The sequence below is a fragment of the Streptomyces sp. NPDC046465 genome, assembly GCF_040646035.1.
Taxonomy (GTDB): Bacteria; Actinomycetota; Actinomycetes; order Streptomycetales; family Streptomycetaceae; genus Streptomyces.
The window spans coordinates 115,267-134,457 of record NZ_JBEYZK010000018.1 but is presented as its reverse complement, the minus strand read 5'-3'; the positions used below and the strand labels follow the sequence as shown (position 1 = coordinate 134,457).

The following is a 19,191-nucleotide window of genomic DNA, read 5'->3' as shown; positions in this document are numbered from 1 at the left end:
GCCTCAGAACACGATGAGCGCCCGGCCGCCCTTCCCCGCGATCATGTTCTCGAAGGCCGCCGGGATGCCGTCGAGCCCGATCCGGTCGGTCACCAGGGCGCCCAGGTCGAGGCGGCCCGCGCGGATGTGCTCGGCGAGGACCGGGAGGTCCACCGCGGGGTCGCAGTTGCCGTAGACGCAGCCGGAGAGCGTCCGGCCCCAGTGGAAGAGCTCCAGGGCGTTGAACGTCACCTGCTGGTCCTTGCCGCCGATGCCGACCACGGTCGTGCGCCCGCCGCGCCGCGTCGACTCCCAGGCCGTGCGGATCGTCACCGCGCGGCCCACGCACTCCACGGCCACGTCGACGCCGTGGCCGCCGGTCAGTTCGCGGATGTCCTTGGCCGTCGTCTCCGAGGCGACCACGTACTCCGTGGCGCCCGCCGAGCGCGCCAGCTGCTCCTTCTCGGGCGAGACGTCCACGGCGATGATCTGCGCGGCGCCCGCGATCCTGGCCGCCTGCAGCGTGGCGAGGCCCACCCCGCCGACGCCGTACACGGCGACGGTCTCGCCCGAGCGGACCCGCGCCGAGTGGTGCACGGCGCCGTACCCGGTCAGGACGGCGCAGCCGAGCAGGGCCGCATCGGTGAGCGGGACGCCGTCCGGCACCGGCAGGACGCAGCCGGCCGCGACCACCGTCTCCTCGGCGAACGCGGCGACGTTCAGGCCGGGGTGGAGCTCCGTGCCGTCCGGCCGCTTCGCGTAGACGTCCGCGGCACCCGCGAGGGCGTTGCCGCAGAGCCACACCTCGCCGAGCGAGCAGGCGTGGCATGTGCCGCAGGACGGCGCCCAGTTCAGGACGACGCCGTCGCCGGGCGCGAGGTGCGTGACGCCCTCCCCGACGGAGAGCACGGTGCCCGCGCCCTCGTGGCCGAGGACGGCGGGTACCGGGACACGCATCGTTCCGTTGGTGAGGGACAGGTCGGAATGGCAGACCCCGGCTGCGGCGAGGCGCACCCGGACCTGGCCGGGCCCCGGCTCCGGCAGATCGATCTCGGCGATCTCCAGCGGAGAGCCGACGGCGGGGAGGATGGCGGCGCGGACCACGTTCACGTACTCCTTGGGGGAAGGTGTCGGGCTCAGGGGCAGGGCTGGGCCGAGGCGGACTGGGCGGGTCAGAATTGCAGCGATTTCGTCTGCAAGTACTCGGTCAGACCGTGTGCCCCCAGTTCGCGGCCGACGCCCGACTGCTTGTAACCGCCGAAGGGGGCCAGGGGGTTGAAGCTGCCGCCGTTGATGTCGACCTGTCCGGTGTCCATCCGGCGGGCGAACGCGACCGCCTCCGCGTCATCCGCCGCCCACACCGCGCCCGCGAGCCCGTACACGGTGCCGTTGGCGATGCGCAGGGCGTCGTCCTCGTCCTCGTACCGGATGATCGAGACGACCGGGCCGAAGATCTCCTCCTGGGCGATGGTCATCTCGGGCGTGACGTCGGCGAAGACGGTGGGCTGGACGAAGTAGCCCTTCTCCTTGCCCTCGGGCGCTTCGGGGCCTCCCGCCACTACGCGGGCGCCCTCCTCGACGCCCTTCTCGATGTAGCCGCGCACCCGCGCCCGCTGCTTGGCGTTGACGACGGGGCCGATGCGCGGGCCGTACTTGGCGGCCGCGGCCGCGGCGAGCTCCACCGCCTCGTCGTAGCGGTCGGTGTGCACCAGCATGCGGGTCCAGGCGCTGCACGTCTGGCCGGAGTTGGACATGACGTTGGCGACGCCGACGTTGACGGCCTTGGTGAGGTCGGCGCTCGGCAGGATGACGTTGGCGGACTTGCCGCCGAGCTCCAGGGCGACGCGCTTGACGGCCTTGCCCGCGGTGGCGCCGATCTGCCGGCCGACCGCGGTCGAGCCGGTGAACGAGACGAGGTCGACGCCCTCGTGCTCGGCGAGTGCCTGGCCCGCTATCGGGCCGAGGCCGGTGACCAGGTTGAACACGCCCGCGGGTATGCCCGCCTCGGCCACCGCCTCGGCGAAGAGCTGGGCGGTGAGCGGGGTGTCCTCGGCGGGCTTGAGCACGACCGTGCAGCCCGCGGCGAGCGCGGGCGCCACCTTGTTGACGATCTGGTGAAGCGGGTAGTTCCAGGGCGTGATCGCGCCGACCACGCCGACCGGCTCCAGGTAGACGGTGGAGTTGCCCACCCGCTCCTCGAAGGAGTGCGTCGCGGCGAGCTCGGCGTACGAGCCGGAGACCAGGATCGGCACACCGGCGTGCACGGCCTGCGAGAACGGCAGCGGCGCGCCCAGCTCGGCGGTGACGGTCTCGGCGATCTCGTCCTTGCGGGCGACGAGGCGGTCGCGCAGGGCGCCGATCAGGGCGGCGCGCGCGTCGGGCGCCGTGGCGGCCCAGCCGGGCAGGGCGGCGCGGGCCGCGCGGACCGCGGCGTCGATGTCCTCCGCGGTGCCCGCGGGGACCTGGCCCACGGGCTGCTCGTCGGCCGGGTTCAGGACCGTGATGCTGTCGGTGCCCGCAGCCGGTCGCCAGGCACCGTCGATGTACATCCCGTCGTGGGCCTTCATCGCATTCCTCCAGGTAGTCGTCCGCCGTCCGCGCCCCAAACTAGCGCTGATAGTTTTCTGACACCAGGGGCATCAGGGACCGGTCCCGTCACGTCACGGCGTCGGCCAGCATGAAGGCGGCCACGGCCAGCAGGACCACCGCGAAAACGCGCTGCAGCCGGGGTCCCGAGACCTTCGCCGCCAGGCGCTTGCCGTCCCACGCGCCCAGGATCGCGGCCCCGATGAACGGGCCGACCACCGCCCAGTCGAGCGAGACGGCCGCGCCGGAGCGGGTGGCCAGGGAGGCCAGCGAGTTGGCCGTGATGACCAGCAGGCTGGTGCCGACCGCGGCCTCCATCCGGAAGCCCAGGACGGTGACCAGGGCGGGGACGGCGAGGAAGCCGCCGCCCACACCGAGCAGCCCGGTCAGTGCGCCCAGACCGGCACCGGCTCCGGCCGCCCTGCCCGGGTGTACGGCGCCGCTGCCGGAGCGGGCCGTGTCGGCGGGCCGGAGCATCTTGACGGCGGCGAGGGCGGCTATGGCGGCGAAGGCGCTGGTGAGGGCAGGTTGGGGCAGGTGGGCCGCGGCGGCTCCGGCGGCGGCCGCCGGAAGTATCCCGGCGGCCGCGAACGCCGCTCCGGCCGACCACCGCACGTGCCCGGCGCGAGCGTGCGCGTACAGGGCGGTCAGCGAGGTGACGGTGACGATGACCAGACTGGCGGTGGTGGCCGCGGCGGGGGTGAAGCCGAGCAGGTAGATCAGCGCGGGCACCGCGAGGACGCTGCCGCCACCGCCGAGGGCGCCGAGGGCCAGGCCGACGACGGCGCCCGCGAGCAAGGCCAGGATCAGGGCGGTCACGCTGTTCGCCCGGTGGTACGAGGCCCGGTGATACGAGGCCCGGTGATACGGGAGTGGGCCGAGGCGGTCGGGAACATCGGGCGCCTTCTGATCGCGTGCTGCTGTGCGGGCCGAGCAAGAAGCCCGGGGGAGCAAGGAGCTCAGGGGAGCAAGGAGCTCAGGGGAGAGGGGGCAAGAAGCTCAGGGGCGGGTGATGCGCAGGCCCGCGTCGGCCGCCGCCTCGAAGCCGTCGTCGACCGCGACGACCTCGCGCCCGGTCGCGTCCAGGAGGGAAGCGGCGATCGCCGCGCGCATCCCGCCCGCGCAGTGCACCCACACCGTGCCGTCCGGCACCTCGCCGCCCCGGCCGTGCAGTTCGTGGAGCGGGATGTGCACGGAGCCCTCGATGAAGCCGTGTGCGCGTTCGGAGTCGCGGCGCACGTCGAGCACCACGGCGCCCTCGCCGCGCCCGGTCACCTCGGCGAGGTCGGCGAAGCGGGCGCGCGGGAAGGAGGCGAGCCGGTCCCCCGCACGGACCCAGGCGGCCGGGTCCCCGGTGGCGGCCCCGGCCGGGCGGTCGATGCCGACCCGGGTCAACTCCCGCTGCGCGTCGGCGATCTGCGCCGGAGTGTCGGCGAGCAGGGTGACCGGCTTGCCCCACGGGATCAGCCAGGCCAGATAGGTGGCCGGCTTGCCGGTGCCCTCGAAGTTGAACGAGCCGGCCACATGGCCTTCGGCGAAGGCGACCCGGCCGCGCAGGTCGACCACCCACTCCCCCGCCGCGAGGCGTCCGGCGATCCGCGCGGCGTCGGCGGGCTCGGGCGGGGTCAGGTCGACGGGCGCGGGGCCCGCGGCGTTGGCGGGGCCCATGTGCGCGTAGTACGCGGGCACGTCGTCCAGTCCGGCGAGTACCCGCTCCACGAAAGCGTCCACGTCCAGGGTGAACGCGTCGTTGCCGGTGCGTTCCTTGCCGATCGTGGTCGCGTCGCCCTCGGCCTGGGAGGAGGAGCAGAAGCTGCCGAAGCCGTGCGTGGGCAGCACGGGCACCTCGTCGTCGAGCGTTTCCGCGAGGCGGCGGGCGGAGCTGTGCTGCGCGCGGGCCAGCTGCTCGGTCAGCCGCGGGTCCACCAGGTCCGGGCGCCCCGTGGTGCCGATCAGCAGTGAGCCGCCGGTGAAGACGGCCACCGCGCGGCCGTTCTCCTCCAGTGCGTACGAGGTGTGGTGCGGGGTGTGGCCGGGGGTGGCTATCGCCCGCAGCACCAGGTGCTCGTCCACCTCGGACGTGTCGCCGTCCAAAACGGCGGTACGGGGAAAGGCGACGTCGGCGTCGGCCGGGACGAGGTAGCGGGCGCCGGTGAGGCGGGCCAGTTCGAGGCCGCCGCTGATGTAGTCGTTGTGCAGGTGCGTCTCCGCCACGCAGGCGATGCGTGTCCCTCGCCGGGCGGCGGCGGCGATCATCTGGTCGACGTCCCGCGGCGGATCGATGACGACCGCCGTACTCGGGCCGCCCGCGAGGTAACCGCGGTTGCCCAGGCCTTCGAACTCCAGGGTTTCAACAAAAAACACAGGATTTCTCCTTCCTCAGGTTGGTCTACCCGGGAAGTTCCCGTTTAGGGCGGCCCGGTCCTCGACCGCTCCGTACGCGTGGTTGCGCTCCGGAAGCTGTCGGCCTCTCCGGGGCCCCTCCGGGGCGGCCCCCTCCGTGCACCGAGCCCCGCCGCGACGAGCAGCAGCCCGCCCAGCATCACGAACGGCGCGGCCACGCCCGCCACTCCGGCGATCAGGCCCGCCGACGCGGGGGCCGCGACCTGGCCGAGGCGGTTGCCGGTGAGGCGCAGCGCGAGCGCCGTGGAGCGGGCGTCGGCCGGGGCCGCCTGCACGACCGTCGTCATCGAGAGCGGCTGGCCGACGCCGAGGCAGAAGCCGAGCAGGACCAGCATCACGCCGAGGCCCCACACCGGCACGGGCAGCGCGACGCCCGCGCACAGCAGCCCGCCCGACGCGCAGGTGGCAATGGTCAGTACGGTGCGGCCGAGGAGATCGATCAGCGGTGTCATCACCAGGCGGCACGCGATGGTCGCCGCGGCCCGCAGCGAGAGCAGCAGCCCGACCGTGGCGGGTGCGATGCCCCGGTGCTCGCCGACCACCGGCAGGTAGGCGGTGAGGATGTCCGTCGCGGAGAGCACGGCGAGGCTGATGAAGATGCCCGCGGGGACACCCCGCGTACGCAGGATCCGTGAGACCGGCACCTTCGGGGCCTGCCGCGCGGGACCGCCCGCCGCGCGGACGTGCTCGATGCGCCACAGCGAGGTCAGCGAGACCGCGCCGACCGCCGCCGAGACGAGCAGGGCGACGGCGCTGGTGCGGTCGATGTCGGCGCCGATCAGGGCGCCCGCCGCGAGCGGCCCGACCAGCTGGCCGAGCGAGGCGCCGATGGTGAAGTGGCCGAAGTTGCGGTCCTGTTCGGCGGGGGCGGACTGCCGGGCGACGATCGACTGGGCGCCGATGACGAAGCAGAGGTGGCCCAGGCCCATGACCCCGCTCCATGCGGCCATCGCGGCGAGCGAGTCGGCCATGCCGCTGAGGGCGCAGCCACCGGCGATCAGGACGCCGACGGGCAGCAGCGGCGCGCACCGCCCGTGGTCCGTCCGGCGTCCGAGCGGCACGGCGGCGAAGAGCGGGAGCAGGGCGTAGACGCCCGCGATGACGCCGATGGCCCGCTCGTCGGCGCCCAGCGAGAGGGCCCGGTAGGAGACGGCGGGCCGCGCCATCGACACCGCCGCCTGCGCGAAGCTGAAGGCGACGACGAGACGGAGCAGCCAGCCCCTGCGACCACCGGGCCCGGATGACGCGGTCGGCATCAGATGATGCCGAAGAGGATTCCGGCGCCGAGCACCACGAGCGAGGTGAGCACGGCCCACTTGACGGTGAACTTGGTGTGGTCGCCGAACTCGACTTTGGCCATGCCGACGAGGACGTACACGGCGGGCACCAGCGGGCTCGACATGTGCAGGGCCTGTCCGGCGATGGAGGCGCGGGCGATCTCCAGGGTGGAGACGCCGTGCGCCTGGCCCGCCTCGGCGAGGACCGGCAGGACGCCGAAGTAGAAGCCGTCGTTGGACATGAAGTACGTGAGCGGGATGGAGAGCAGGCCGGTCACCAGGCCCATGTGCGGGCCCATGCCTTCGGGGATGGCGTCGACGAGCCAGTCGGCCATGTGGTCGACCATGCCGGTGCCGGTGAGGACGCCGGTGAAGACGGCGGCGGCGAAGACCATGCCGGTGACGTTGAGGACGTTCTCCGCGTGGGCGGCGATGCGGGCCTTCTGGTCGGGCATGTGCGGGAAGTTGACGGTGAGGGCGAGCGCGGCGCCGAGCAGGAAGAGGGCCGGGATCGGCAGCCACTCCATGATCATGGCGGTGAGCAGCAGGACCGTGAGAGCCGCGTTGAACCAGTAGAGCTTGGGGCGCAGGGTAAGGCGGTTGGGGTCGAGGCCCTGGAAACCGTCGTCGTCCGCTGCCGCTTCCACTTCCGCTTCCGCATCGGTGCCGGAACCTGAACCCGCACCGGAACCGGAACCGGAACCACCAGTGGTCTTCTTCGTGAGCGACGTACGGCCGTCGTCGCCGCCTGCGCCCACGAGCACCGTCTCGTCGGCCGTCTCCTTCTCCAGGACCTCGTCGAGCGACAGCGTGCCGAGCCGCTTGCGCTCGCGCAGGCCCAGTGCGTACGAGAGGAGGAACACGGCGACGAGCCCCATGGCGAGCGCCGGGATCATCGGTACGAAGATGTCGGCCGCGTCGACCTTCAGCGCGGTCGCGGCGCGGGCCGTCGGGCCGCCCCAGGGCAGCGTGTTCATGACGCCGTTGGCGGTGGCGGCGACACCCGTCATCACCACGAGGCTCATCTTGAGGCGCTTGTAGAGCGGATACATCGCCGAGACCGTGATCATGAAGGTCGTCGAGCCGTCGCCGTCGAGCGAGACGATCGCGGCGAGCACGGCGGTGCCGACGACGATGCGCATCGGGTCCGCCTTGCAGAAGCGGAGGATGCCGCGGACGACCGGGTCGAAGAGCCCGACGTCGATCATGACGCCGAAGTACACGATGGCGAACATGAGCATGGCCGCCGTGGGCGCCAGATTGCCGATGCCGTCGAGGACGTAGTCCCCGAGATGGGCGCCCTTTCCTACGAACACGCAGAAGAGCGCGGGGATCAGCACCAGCGCCGCGATCGGCGACATCTTCTTCATCATGATCAGCACCAGGAAGGTGGCGATCATGACGAATCCGAGGATTGTCAGCATGGGGGCTACCTAACGTTCACCATCGAACTCCCACCAGGTCTGGCGGTCCGGATGACGTTAGGACCCGCCATCCAGCGTTAACAAGATGTTGACGCGCGAGCAATAAGCGCAAAACTCCTGGTCAACAGGTCAACGGGTCGACGGGGTCAGTCGAAGAGGATCAGGCCGTTGCGGGTGCCCACCGCCAGTTCGCCCCCGGGACCGACGGCCAGGGCGGTACAGACGGAGGGCAGTACGAGGCGGCTGCGCGCCGCGCCGTCGCGTACGCCCACGACGGCGAGCACCTCGCCCGCCGCCACCGCGTACTCCTCGTCTCCCGGGAGCAGCGCCACGACCCTGATGCCGAGCAGCGCGGGCGCGTGCTCGTGGGACGCGGCGAGGGCGGGCGCGACCGCCTTGGCCCGTCGGACGCCCTCCAGACGGGTCCGCCGGCCGACGGGGCGCGCCAGAGCGGCGAGCGGCTCCTCCATGGGCAGGATCCTGGTCCGCTCCTGGCCGACCACGAGCAGCTCCTGCCGCCCGCCCGCGCTCAGCGCGTACGTCCCCCACGCGGCGCGGTCCGGCAGGTGCAGGCGGCGTCCGGTCGTCACGTCCACGAGATACAGCCCGTGGTGGGAGGTCGGCAGGGCGACGAGGAGCCGGTCACCGAACCGCAGCACGCGCAGGTCGGAGAAGGACGGCTCTTGGCCGGGATCGAAACAGGGCACGTCGAGCCGGGGCCCCTCCCGCACGTCGTGCACGGCCAGCCTGCTGCCGCCCGGCCCGTCCCACACGGCAAGGGAGAGGACGCTCTGAACCCCGTCCCCGTCCCCGTCCCCACCCCCGCCCCCATCCCCATCCGATTCCCCTTCCGGCGGAAGCGCCGCGAGCCAGGCGGGACCGTGCGCGCTGTGCTCGACGGGCGTGCGCAGCGGGGTTCCGGCCCGCCGCGGCACTCGTCCGCCGCCTCGCGTGAAGTCCCAGTACTCCAGGACACTGAGCTCGCTGCGGGCGAAGAGCAAGGGGCGCGGCGCACCGTCGGGGACGGGCCACCGGGCCGCCACCAGTTCCCGCACCCCGCTCTCACACCGGCCGCAGCCGCTGGGTCAGCAGGCCGTCGCCGCCGTCGCGCACCTGGAGCGAGCCGTCCGCACTGCCCGCCACGACGTCGGTACGGCCGTGCACGGTGACGGTCGTGACAGCGGCGACGGGGCGGACCGCGTCCACCGCCTCCGTCAGGTCCAAACCCGCCGTGGTCGCCCGCAGACGCCACAGGTGACCGCGGTCGTCCCCGCACAGCAAGGCGTCGCCCGCGGCGCCGAACGACCTGACGGGCACGGGCATCCGGCGCTCCCACACCGCCCCCTTGGCCGACCGGTCGGGCAGGACCCGCAGGCGGTGGTCGTCACCGGCGCTGACCGGCCGCGGCCCCTCGGGGCCCGGCACGAAGGCGAGGGCGGAGACGCGCCCGTGGTGCGCCCCCACCGGCTCACCGGCCAACCGGCACGACGGCAGCGACCACTCCCGCACCATCCCGTCGTCCGCGCCGACGAGGAGCCTGCCGCCGCCGTCGGGTGCCAAAGCGAGCGCGGTCGTCCACGCCCGTTCGGCGGGGGCGGGCCCCTGCGCGTACCAGCGGTCGTGGGTGACGTCCCAGCAGCAGATACGGCCGGTGTCCGTGCCGACGACGACCACGTCGCGCGGTCCGACACGGCCCGTCGTGAGCCGCGCGGGGATGCCCGGTACGGTGAACTCCCGCTCGGCGACCGGCAGTCCGCCCCGCAGCACAAGCACCCTGACCCGGCCGCCGCTCTCTCCCGTGACCACGAGGTCGCGGCCGTCGGCGGTGCGGCCGATCGCCGCGCACTCGATCAGCGGGGTGTCCCAGGGGACCGGCCACGGCACGTGGCGGCGCCACAGCTCTTTGGAGTCGGCCGGGTCCCAGCAGTGGATCTCGTGGTCCTCGCCCACGCTCACCAGTACCGCCCCGCCGCCCGCTCCCCGCACCTCGCCGACCGCGAGGACCGGGCCGTGGTGGGCGGTGAACTGGGTGGAGTCCGCGGCGTGCGCGGTGGGCCACAGGCGTACGACGCCGTCGCTGCCGCCCACCACGGCCGTCCCGGCCATGGTGCACACCGCCGCCGCATCGTGCGGACGGACCTGTCCGCCGACGCGCTCTCCGGTGACCAGGTCGTACAGCTGGAGCCCCCGTTGGTTCCCCAGAACCGATACGCAGTCCACCTGGCCGAGCGCGAAGGTGGCCACGCGGACCGAGGTCCCCGCGTCGGTGCGCAGCGGCAGGCCGACCGGGCGGCCGCTGTCCACGTCGATGCGGTGCAGTTCCCCGCGCACCGTCGCGACCGCGGCGAGCCACTGCCTGCCGGCCTTGCGGACGGCCAGCGAGGCGATGGGGCCCGCGCCCTTGAGGAGGGCCCTGACCGGCAGGCCGTCGCCGAGGGAGGACAGCCGCACGGTGTCGTCGGCGCCCGCGGTCACGAGGAGCTGTCCCCGCGGGTGCTCGGTGACGAGGTCGAGGTGGGTCACCGGGCCCTCGTGGCCCGTTGTCACCACGGAGTAGGCACTGCTCCGGACGTCGTACAGCGCGGCGGTGCCGTCTCCATGACCGCACAACAGCGTCTCGGGCGACAGTCCGCGCGGCGCGGCGCAGCTCGTGACGTACCGTCGGCTCTGGTCGGAGGAGCGCGGGTCCCGGGCGCCGAAGATATTCAGGCAGGTGCCCGCGAGCCGATCGTCACGGGACGCACGCAGCCATAGGTCGCGCGAGGACACGGACCGCAGTTGTTTGCGGGTGAGCGGCACCTGGGCGGTGCCGTTCGCCAGCGCGTACACCAGGACGGACCCGTCACCGAAGCGCAGCGCGGCCCACCCCCGCTCGGCGGGCGAGCCGTGCTCCCTGGCCAGGACCACCACCTGCTCGGCCACCGTCAGGATCGAGCGGCCGTACGCGTCCTCGGCGTCGAAGCCCGGCTCCGGCGGCAGTTGCCACGTCGAGCAGCCCCCGGACGGCATGTCCCACAGGTGGAGCAGACGGCTGCGTTTGGCCGTGTACGACCGCCCGACGGCGTCCAGTTCCACGTACTCGTCGTGGCTGAGCACCGCGGCGTGCCCGGGGTGCCGCGGCGGTCCCGACCACGTGGCGGAGAACAGGTCGTTGCCGACCTGGGTGGCCCCCCCACCGCTCCCCCGTGTCCAGGTCCCAGCACTGCGCGCGCTCCCGCCAGGGCCGCCGCTCGAAGAACCAGGCTCCTTTCCCGTCCTCGCCGGGCGCGACCACCCCGTACGCCGTCCCGTACCCCATCCCCTCGTACCGCCGCGGTCCCTCATGCGGGTTCCACGCCGCCCACCGCGCCCGCCACGGCAGCGCACCGCCCTCGTCGCAGGACGCGGCGAGCGCGTCCGCCCTGCGGCACACGGCCGCGAGCCGGAGCCGCGCCCGCGCCCCGGAGTCGGGGCCCGTCACGCCCTGGAACCGCAGCAGCTCCTCCACGTCCCGCACCGCCCGCCCGGCCCTGCGCCCCGCCGCCGTCCTCAACCCCGGGAGCGCCGCCAGGAGTTGGCCGGGGTCGGAGTCGAGGACGAAGCGGGCCTCCTGCACCAGCGGGTCGAGGACGCCGCCCTCTCCGGCGTGCAGCGCCAGGTACCGGCGTACGTAGGGGTGGTCGAGGCCGCGCAGGGACTCGGTGACCTTGCGCTGGACGCGGGCGGCGTCCTGGTGTTCGCGCAGGTACTCGATGAGGGCCCGGTGGTAGACGCGGTAGACGGAACCGCCGCCCTCGACGCTCTCCACGACGTACGAACCGGCGGCCTGCCGCAGCCACACGATGTGCTCGTCACGGTAGTCGCGTCCGGTGATCGCGGAGGCGAGCCGGGGCCAGATGCCCGCCCAGGGCAGGCCCGCGCCCTGCGCGTAGGCCAGCGGGAGCAGCAGGTCCCTGGCCTGTCCGGCCTTGGGGCCGAGGCGCTGCACCAGGTCGCGCTCCATCGCCTCGCCGGGCAGCCGTGGCAGCTCGTCGCACCACCGCCGGTCGTAGGGGTCCGGCGGGTGCGGTTCGCGGGCGATGGTGCGGGCGGTGATGCGGGCGACGAGGAAGGACCGGCCCGCCGCATCGGCCACGGCCTGCGCGATGGCGTCGACGAGTCGGTCATCGGCGGTGGCGAGCGCCGAGCCGGGGACGGTGAGCAGCTTGCGGGTGTAGGCACGGACGGCTCCGGGGTCCGCGTAGCGCGCGTCGTCGAGGTCGACGCGCCGGGCCGTGCCGGGCAGGCGCCGCGCGATGTGCGGGCGGGCCCCGATCAACAGCCGTAGCGGCAACTGGCGTTGGGGGTCGGCGAGCGGGATCAGGAGTTCGTCGACCGTCTCGTGCGGGGCGAGCGCCTCGTCCACGGAGTCGACGAGGACGACCAACGGGCGCTTTCTGAGCTGGAGTTCGGCGGCGAGCGCGCCGAGTGATCCGGCGGCGCAGCCCGCGGCGGCGGCGAGCGCGTCCAGGAGCTGCGGGGTCGACTTGTGGCTCGCGTTGACGGCGACGTCGACGGCGCCGCGCTCGGGTACGGCGTCGGGCAGTTCACCGCGCTCCACGGAGTCCCTGCGGTCCGGGTCGGTGAGCACCGCGACCATGCCGAGGAGCGAGGACTTGCCGGAGCCGGGGTCGCCGGTGACCACGCACAGGCGCTCGGCCGACCGCTGCGGGCTGAGCCAGGAGGCGAGGTCGGCGAGGGCCGTGTGGCGCCCTGTGAAGTTCCAGACCTCGTCGTGGGAGACGTCGGTGCCGCGGGCGCGGGGCAGGAAGAAGCTCAGGAGCTCCTGTTCGCGTGCGGCCCGTTCCCGCGAGCGCAGGGCGACGATGCGGTCGATCTCGTCGAGCTTCAGGCCTGCCGCGTCCGGGATGTGCCGGGGGTTGGGCAGGAAGGCGGGGATCGCGGCCCTGCCGTGGCTGAACGACCAGACGGGGACCTGGGTCGCGGGCACCTCGGGGTCGGCGGCGACCGCGTTCATGACGTCGTTGAGGCTGATGTGGGCGGGCGCGTGCCCGGCGGTCGCCCGGCGGCGCACGGCGCGGTCGAACGCGACGGAGAGCGCCCCGGCGGAGCTCTCCTCCTTGCGCCGCGACGAGCCGACGAGCACGAGCCCGGTGCTGCTGGTGGCCGTGCGGCGGCCACGCCTGGCCTCCAGGGCGCTGCTGAGCGCCTTGTCCGTGCCCTCCTCGGCGTAGCAGGCGTCGATCATCACGAGGAGGCGTTCGAAGGCGGTCTCCTCCCAGAGCTGCGCGATCAGGTCGTCGGTGGGCAGTGCGGTGCCGCGCAGATCGTCCGCGTCGCTGTCGGCGAGGAGGAGGTAGTGGCGGCCGCTGTGCTCGGATGTGACGCCGTGCGTGGCGATGTAGAGCACCACGTAGTCGTCGGGGGTCCGCTCCGGTGCCCGCGCGAACGTGCGCAGGGTGTCCAGGAGTCCGGCGCGGGTGGGGTCGATGCCGGGGTCCGCGCCCCGCTGGTAGCCGAGCGTGCCGAGGAAGAGGTCGTCGACGCGGCGGACGTCGTCGGCCAGTTCGGGCAGGGCGAGTTCGGGGTGGCGGCGCACGTCCGGCACCGCCGTGGAGATCAGGAAGCGGCGCGCGGTGTCGTCCGGCGGGCGCGGCGGGCCGACCGCCTCAGGCGAGGTGGCAGCCATCGGACACCGCCCGGCCCGCCTCGGGAGTGTTGAGGTAGCGGGTGGCGTCGTGGGCGCGGGCGCCGTTGTGCACGAGGTGGTTCACGACCCGTTCGCCGAAGAGCGGCCGGAGGTCCTTCGTCGGCGCGACGGCATCGCCCTCGTCGGAGATGTTCGTCCAGTGTGCGACGCGGCCCGGCCAGCGGCCGGGGCCCGCACCCTCGCCGGTGCGCAGCCGCTCGAAGACCAGGGTGCGGATGCCCAGCGGGGAACCGAGCGTCACCAGCGAGCGCACCGGCCACTCGGGGTGGGCGCAGAGCGCCTCGTAGGCGACCACGCTGCCCAGGGAGTGGCCGACGAGCACCCGGGTGTCGTCGGTGACGGCCGCCGCGACGCGCCGCTGCACGGCTTCGCGCACGGCCGGGTCGCACAGGTAGGCGCGGACCTGCTTCAGGTCGTGGATGAGGGCGCGCGGTGCCAGGCCCGCGAAGAAGCGCGAGTTGTCGAGGGCGTTGAGGGCCCGCTGTACGGAGCGCGGTGCGCGGGCGAGGGTTCGGGCGTCGGGCGACACGACCGCTCTGTCCGTACGGGCCGCCTCCGCCCAGAGGGCGAGCAGCAGCTCGGTCTCGAATCCGGCGCCGACGTCACCGGCGTCAAGGGGCGCGTCGCGCGCGGCGAGGGTGCGGCCCCGGGGGCGGAACAGGTCGCCGTAGAAGGCGCACGTCACGTCGTCCGCGGCGAGCGCGGGCGCTTCGGCCCTGGTCAGCCCGTCGGTCAGCGCGGGGAACCAGGAGCCGTGCAACTCCCTTTCCCCGCTGAACTGTTGACCGACGCCGTGCAGGCAGACGACTCGCGCCATCGAGCACCCCCGGTTCCTCCCTCGGGTGCGATCACCTTAGCAACGAAGGCTCCGTGCGCACCCTGCCTCAGCGGGGCCCTTCGAGGCGGCACCCCAGGTAGGCGTGGAGCAACTCCCGCGCTTCATCGATCAGTTGGGCGTCACCGGTCGGGTCGGCGCGGAACGCCAGCTGGAGGACCGCGTCGACCGCCTCGACGCCGACCAGCATCGTGCGGCGCAGGGCGGCGTCGAGCGGGCGGTCCAGGTGGACGGCGAGCAGGGCGGCCACCCGCTCGGCGACCTGGAGGTTCGCGTCGGGCATCGCCTCGGGGGCGGAGGGGACGCCGAAGTCGACGAGCCCGAAGCCGGGGACCGTGCGCATCATCACCAGGTACTCGTCGAAGGCCGCGTCGACGGCGCCGCGCCAGTCGCCGTGCTCGATGCCGGTCACGCGGGCGGCCACCCGTTCCGCGTACGCGTCGAGGTTGCGGTGGGCAAGGGCGTCCGTGAGTGCTCTCTTGTTGCCGAAGAACCGGTAGACCGAGCCGATCGGGACGCCCGCGCGCTGGGCGACGGCGCGGGTGGTGAGGCCTTCGTAGCCGGTCTCGTCCAGGACGGCGGCGCAGGCATCGAGGATGCGTGTCAGGCGCTCGGCGCTGCGCTCCTGTACGGGGACGCGGCGCATGGAGGCCGGGGGCCGCGGGTCGGGCCGCGGGCCGGGGTGCAGGCCGGGGTGCGGGTCCTCGGGCGGGTTCGGGTGGGGCATTCCGGGAGAGTAGAGCATGGCTCACATTCACGCTTCCTCTTGCGGAAGGAAAAAGCGAATCCTACGGTGTCCCATAGGAATCACTGATGAGGGAGCGGTGTGATGATCGGGGACCACGCAGGCAACGCGGACCGAACGGACGCGAGCGACGCACGCAAGACCGCAGAAGGGCTGGCCTATCTCTCCGGCTTCGGCAACGAACACAGCTCCGAAGCCGTGCCCGGCGCCCTGCCGCACGGCCGCAACTCCCCCCAGCGCGCCCCCCTGGGCCTCTACGCCGAGCAGCTGAGCGGCAGCGCCTTCACCGAGCCCCGCGCGCACAACCGCCGCTCGTGGCTGTACCGCATCCGCCCCTCGGCCGCGCACCCGCAGTTCACGCGCGTCGACAACGGCGCGCTCCGCACCGCCCCCTTCGCCGAGTCGGCCCCCGACCCGAACCGGCTGCGCTGGAACCCGCTCCCCGACCCCGCGCCCGGCACGGACTTCCTGGCGGGCCTGTGGACGCTGGGCGGCAATGGGGACGCGACGCAGCGCACCGGCATGGGCATCCACCTCTACCACGCCAACTCCTCGATGCGGGACCGCGTGTTCAGCGACGCCGACGGTGAGCTGCTCGTCGTGCCCGAGCACGGCGGGCTGCTGCTGCGCACTGAGTTCGGGCTGCTGCACGCGGAGCCCGGCGAGGTCGCGCTGATCCCGCGCGGCGTCCGCTTCCGCGTGGAACTCCTCGACGCGACCGCGCGCGGTTACGTGTGCGAGAACTACGGCGCGCCCTTCCAGCTCCCCGACCTCGGCCCGATCGGCGCCAACGGCCTGGCGAACGCCCGGGACTTCCGGGCGCCCGTGGCGGCGTACGAGGACGTCGAGGGCCCGGTGGAGGTGGTGAACAAGTTCTGCGGCAACCTGTGGCGGGCGACGTACGACCACTCGCCGCTCGACGTGGTCGCCTGGCACGGCAACCACGTTCCGTACGTGTACGACCTGCACCGCTTCAACGTGATCGGCTCGATCAGCTACGACCACCCGGACCCCTCGATCTTCACGGTCCTTACCTCGCCGTCCGACACCCCGGGCCTCGCGGGCGTCGACTTCGTCGTGTTCGCGCCGCGCTGGCTGGTGGGCGAGGACACCTTCCGGCCGCCGTACTTCCACCGGAACGTGATGAGCGAGTACATGGGCCTCATCGAGGGCGCGTACGACGCGAAGGCAGAAGGCTTCGTGCCCGGCGGCGGGTCGCTGCACAACATGATGTCCGCCCACGGACCCGACCGCGAGACCTTCGAGAAGGCGTCGGCGGCCGAGCTGAAGCCGCACAAGATCGACGACGGCCTTGCCTTCATGTTCGAGACCCGCTGGCCGGTGACCGCGACCGAGCAGGCAGCGACCGCGTCCCACCTTCAGCGCGGCTACGACGACGTGTGGCAGGGTCTGGAGCGCCACTTCCGCAACTGACGCAAAACCACTCTGATTCGGAGAGACGTGACCGCTTTCGCCCCGGACTCGATCGTCCTGAATCGGAAACTTCCGCTCTGGTACCAGGTGTCGCAGTCGCTGCGCGCCTCGATACTGGGCCGCACGCCCGAGGCCCCGCTCCGGCTGCCCACCGAGGAGCAGCTGGCGGGGCACTACGGAGTGAGCGTGCTGACCATGCGGCAGGCGCTCAAGGAGCTGGAGGACGAGGGGCTGATCACCCGCCACCGGCGGCGCGGCACCTTCATCGAGCCGAGCGCCCACCGCGGCTCGCCCGTCCGCCTCCTTGGCTCGGTCGACGCGATCGTGGCCCAGCAGTCGGGCATGACCACCCGGCTCCTCGACCACGGCACCGCCCCGCTCACCGCCGAACTCGCCGGGCACTTCCCGGACTCGGCCGAGGTGGCGACGTACCACCGGCTGCGCTGCGACGAGAAGACCGGGGAGCCCACCAACCACGCCCGCAACTTCGTCCGCCCCGACCTCGCCGCCCGCATCGAGCCGGACGACCTCGTGCGCTGGCCCATGACGAAGGTCCTGCGCGATGTGGTGGGCGTCCGCATCAGCCGCATCACCGACACCGTCGAGGCCACGCTCGCCGACCCGGAGACCGCCCGGCTCCTCGAAGTGCCGCTGCTCAGCCCGATCCTGCACTACACGGGCATCACCTACGACGAGGACGGCCGGACCCTCGACGTGGCCCGCATCCACTACCGCGGCGACCGCTTCTCCTTCTCGGTCACTCTCGACGCCACGTGACGGACCCGGCCGGACACGTCGTACGATGCCGGGCGTGACGCACGACGAAGCGCCGCTGCTCGCGGACCTCATGCCGTGGTCCGTCGCACCGCTCCGGCCGGGCCGCGGGTGGCCGATGGGCCCGGACGCGGCCTCCCTGAAAGCCCGCTGGGACGCCCTCGTCCGCGCCCGCGGCGACGACCGCGAGGCCCTCTTCCGCCCCACGCGCGCCCGCACCCTGCACACCGCGGTGACCCAGCTGCCCGGCCACCGCGGCGGAACGGGCCGCCTTGCCAGGGAGAGCGGTCCCTGCCCCGAGCCCGTCCGTATCCTGCACGGCCCCTACGACGAGCAGTGGCTCATCCCCGACCACCGCCTCCTGGACGTCGCCCGCCCCGAACTGTGGCGGGTCGCGGGCGAGGGCCAGCTCTTCGCCGTGGAACAGGGTTACGTGCCCGGGGCCGCGGGGCCCGCGGTCCTCGTGACCGGGGTGCTCCCGGACGGGCGCTCGCCCGCCGGGCGGCCCGGCCGGATCCGGCCGCTGTTCCGCCGCCCCGGGGGCCTGGAACCCAATGTGGCGCCGGGGCTGCTCGCACACCTCTCGGACGTGCTCGGCGGGGAGGTCACCGCGCGGGACGTGCTGGCGTGGGTGCTGGCGGCCGGTACCGGGTCGGCGGCGGGCTGCCGGGTGCCGCTCCCCCGCGACGCCGATGTCTGGGCGCGGGGTGTGGAGCTCGGCGGGCGATTGCTGCGGCTGCACCTGCGCGGCGACGGCGAGCGGCCGAAGCTGCCCGGCGGCCGCAGGCCGTACGTCCGGGCCCCGCTGCCCGCACGGCCCACCGCCCTGTCGTACGACGCCGAGGAGGAGCTCCTGCTGGTCGGCGACGAGGGCGTCATCTCGCCGGTGCCGAAGGAGGCGTGGGAGTACGAGGTGAGCGGCGTGCGCGTCGTGGAGCGCTGGTTCGCGCTGCGCACGGAGGCGGCGGAGGCCGGGACACTTGAGGCGATCCGCCCCACGACCTGGCCCCAGACGTGGACGTCCGAGCTGCTCGAACTGATCACGGTGCTCGCACTGACCGCCGAACTGGGGCATGAGCGGGAGCAGTTGACGGCCTCCCTGGACAGCACCGCCACCACCACCGCCACCACCACCGCCACCATCACCGGGGACGAGCTGCGCCGGGCGGGCGTCCTGCCCGTGCCCGACACGGCCCGGCGCCCCGCCTCGGTCCTCGACCACCGCGAAGAGGGCCCGGACGGGCAGTTCGCCCTGCTCTAAAGCCCTTCGCCCGGTTCGGGCCGGAACGAGTCGAGGAGTCGGCGCAGCGCCCGCTCGAAGCTCTCGTCCGCGTCACCGGGCGGCGGCGCCCCCGTCAGCATCGCCGCGAGGCGCGGGTACGCCCCGTCCGCCAACTGCCCGGTCAGATAGGCGAGCCGCACCTCCTGCTCCTGGTCGGCCGACCACGGCAGGCCCCTGGTGCGCTCGGCGGACGCGATCTCGTTGGCCACGGACGTCAGCGCCGTGCCGTTGACCATCGCGATGAGCTCCATCTTGGTGCCGTAGGGCGCGTCGAGGGTCTCCAGGACGCCGAGGCAGTGTTCCAGGTAGCGCAGCGCGTTCGGGCTGAAGCCATGGACCGTCGACATCACGCGCACCATCCACGGGTGCCGGTGCAGGATCGCCCTGGCCTGCCGCCCGATGCCCAGCATCCCGGCGTACCAGTCGGCGCCCACGGCCTCATCGGACAGCTCGTACTCGCCGCTGACCGCGTCGACCATGAGCTCGTAGAGGTCCTCCTTGCGCGGCACGTAGTTGTACAGCGACATGGTGCCGCAGCCGAGATCGCCCGCCACGCGGCGCATGGACACCGCGTCGATGCCGTCCGCGTCGGCGATGCGGACGGCCGCCGCCGCGATGTCGGCCCTGCTGTACGCGGGCCTGGGGCCGCGTCCCGCACGCTCGGGGCGCGCCCAGATCACTTCGGGAGTGGCCGCTCGGCCCGCCATGGATCATCACCTCGCCCACCATGTTAGTTACGTACAGCGTACGTAGTGAGGTACCG

15 protein-coding genes are annotated in these 19,191 nt (G+C 73.3%); 3 read left to right on the top strand and 12 right to left on the bottom strand.

Features of this window, described 5'->3' with window-relative positions; all coding sequences use genetic code 11:
* Window positions 1–3: 3 nt before the first annotated feature.
* The 11 genes from ABZ953_RS27250 to ABZ953_RS27200 form a co-directional block, all read right to left on the bottom strand.
* The gene (locus ABZ953_RS27250; protein ID WP_361728870.1) at window positions 4–1,083 is read right to left on the bottom strand and encodes a Zn-dependent alcohol dehydrogenase; all 1,080 of its coding nucleotides are present in this window, start codon (window positions 1,081–1,083) and stop codon (window positions 4–6) included.
* A gap of 68 nt (window positions 1,084–1,151) precedes the next feature.
* A complete protein-coding gene (locus ABZ953_RS27245) occupies window positions 1,152–2,546 on the bottom strand; it encodes an aldehyde dehydrogenase family protein (RefSeq protein ID WP_361728602.1) in 1,395 nt (464 codons plus the stop codon).
* 88 nt (window positions 2,547–2,634) lie between these two features.
* Window positions 2,635–3,384 carry a sulfite exporter TauE/SafE family protein gene (locus ABZ953_RS27240; protein ID WP_361728599.1) on the bottom strand — a complete coding sequence of 250 codons (750 nt, stop codon included), beginning with the start codon at window positions 3,382–3,384 and terminating at the stop codon, window positions 2,635–2,637.
* A 180-nt stretch (window positions 3,385–3,564) separates the two neighbouring features.
* The gene (locus ABZ953_RS27235; RefSeq protein WP_361728596.1) at window positions 3,565–4,929 is read right to left on the bottom strand and encodes an MBL fold metallo-hydrolase; all 1,365 of its coding nucleotides are present in this window, start codon (window positions 4,927–4,929) and stop codon (window positions 3,565–3,567) included.
* A 44-nt stretch (window positions 4,930–4,973) separates the two neighbouring features.
* Window positions 4,974–6,224: an MFS transporter gene (locus tag ABZ953_RS27230; RefSeq protein WP_361728594.1), complete on the bottom strand. Its 1,251-nt coding sequence runs from the start codon at window positions 6,222–6,224 to the stop codon at window positions 4,974–4,976.
* Window positions 6,224–7,669, bottom strand: a complete 1,446-nt coding sequence (locus ABZ953_RS27225) for a citrate:proton symporter (protein WP_361728591.1) — start codon at window positions 7,667–7,669, stop codon at window positions 6,224–6,226. Before ABZ953_RS27225 ends, ABZ953_RS27230 begins: the two co-directional genes overlap by 1 nt.
* 146 nt (window positions 7,670–7,815) lie before the next feature.
* Window positions 7,816–8,724, bottom strand: a complete 909-nt coding sequence (locus ABZ953_RS27220; protein WP_361728588.1) for a hypothetical protein — start codon at window positions 8,722–8,724, stop codon at window positions 7,816–7,818.
* Window positions 8,725–8,731: 7 nt separating this feature from the next.
* Complete coding sequence (locus tag ABZ953_RS27215) at window positions 8,732–10,192, bottom strand: WD40 repeat domain-containing protein (RefSeq protein WP_361728867.1); 1,461 nt, start codon at window positions 10,190–10,192, stop codon at window positions 8,732–8,734.
* Between the two features lie 319 nt (window positions 10,193–10,511).
* Window positions 10,512–13,337 (bottom strand): caspase family protein, encoded by a 2,826-nt coding sequence (locus tag ABZ953_RS27210; RefSeq protein WP_361728586.1) that lies wholly within the window; start codon window positions 13,335–13,337, stop codon window positions 10,512–10,514.
* Window positions 13,318–14,175, bottom strand: a complete 858-nt coding sequence (locus ABZ953_RS27205) for a hypothetical protein (protein WP_361728583.1) — start codon at window positions 14,173–14,175, stop codon at window positions 13,318–13,320. Before ABZ953_RS27205 ends, ABZ953_RS27210 begins: the two co-directional genes overlap by 20 nt.
* A gap of 67 nt (window positions 14,176–14,242) precedes the next feature.
* Window positions 14,243–14,839, bottom strand: a complete 597-nt coding sequence (locus ABZ953_RS27200; protein ID WP_361728864.1) for a TetR/AcrR family transcriptional regulator — start codon at window positions 14,837–14,839, stop codon at window positions 14,243–14,245.
* A gap of 183 nt (window positions 14,840–15,022) precedes the next feature.
* On the opposite strand from ABZ953_RS27200, the gene hmgA reads away from it, so the two are divergent.
* Genes hmgA through ABZ953_RS27185 form a run of 3 tightly spaced genes read left to right on the top strand, consistent with a single transcriptional unit; the run spans window position 15,023 to window position 18,407 of the window.
* Entirely contained in the window at window positions 15,023–16,372 is a 1,350-nt protein-coding gene (gene hmgA, locus ABZ953_RS27195) for a homogentisate 1,2-dioxygenase (protein WP_361728581.1), read from the top strand.
* 27 nt (window positions 16,373–16,399) lie between these two features.
* Window positions 16,400–17,149, top strand: coding sequence for a GntR family transcriptional regulator (locus ABZ953_RS27190; RefSeq protein WP_361728578.1), 750 nt, complete (start codon window positions 16,400–16,402; stop codon window positions 17,147–17,149).
* Window positions 17,150–17,174: 25 nt separating this feature from the next.
* On the top strand, window positions 17,175–18,407 hold the full coding sequence (locus tag ABZ953_RS27185) for a type ISP restriction/modification enzyme (protein ID WP_361728575.1): 1,233 nt from the start codon (window positions 17,175–17,177) through the stop codon (window positions 18,405–18,407).
* Here the strand turns inward: ABZ953_RS27185 and ABZ953_RS27180 are convergent.
* The gene (locus ABZ953_RS27180) at window positions 18,404–19,135 is read right to left on the bottom strand and encodes a TetR/AcrR family transcriptional regulator C-terminal domain-containing protein (protein ID WP_361728572.1); all 732 of its coding nucleotides are present in this window, start codon (window positions 19,133–19,135) and stop codon (window positions 18,404–18,406) included. The two genes, ABZ953_RS27185 and ABZ953_RS27180, sit on opposite strands and share 4 nt — an antisense overlap.
* Window positions 19,136–19,191 lie beyond the last annotated feature (56 nt).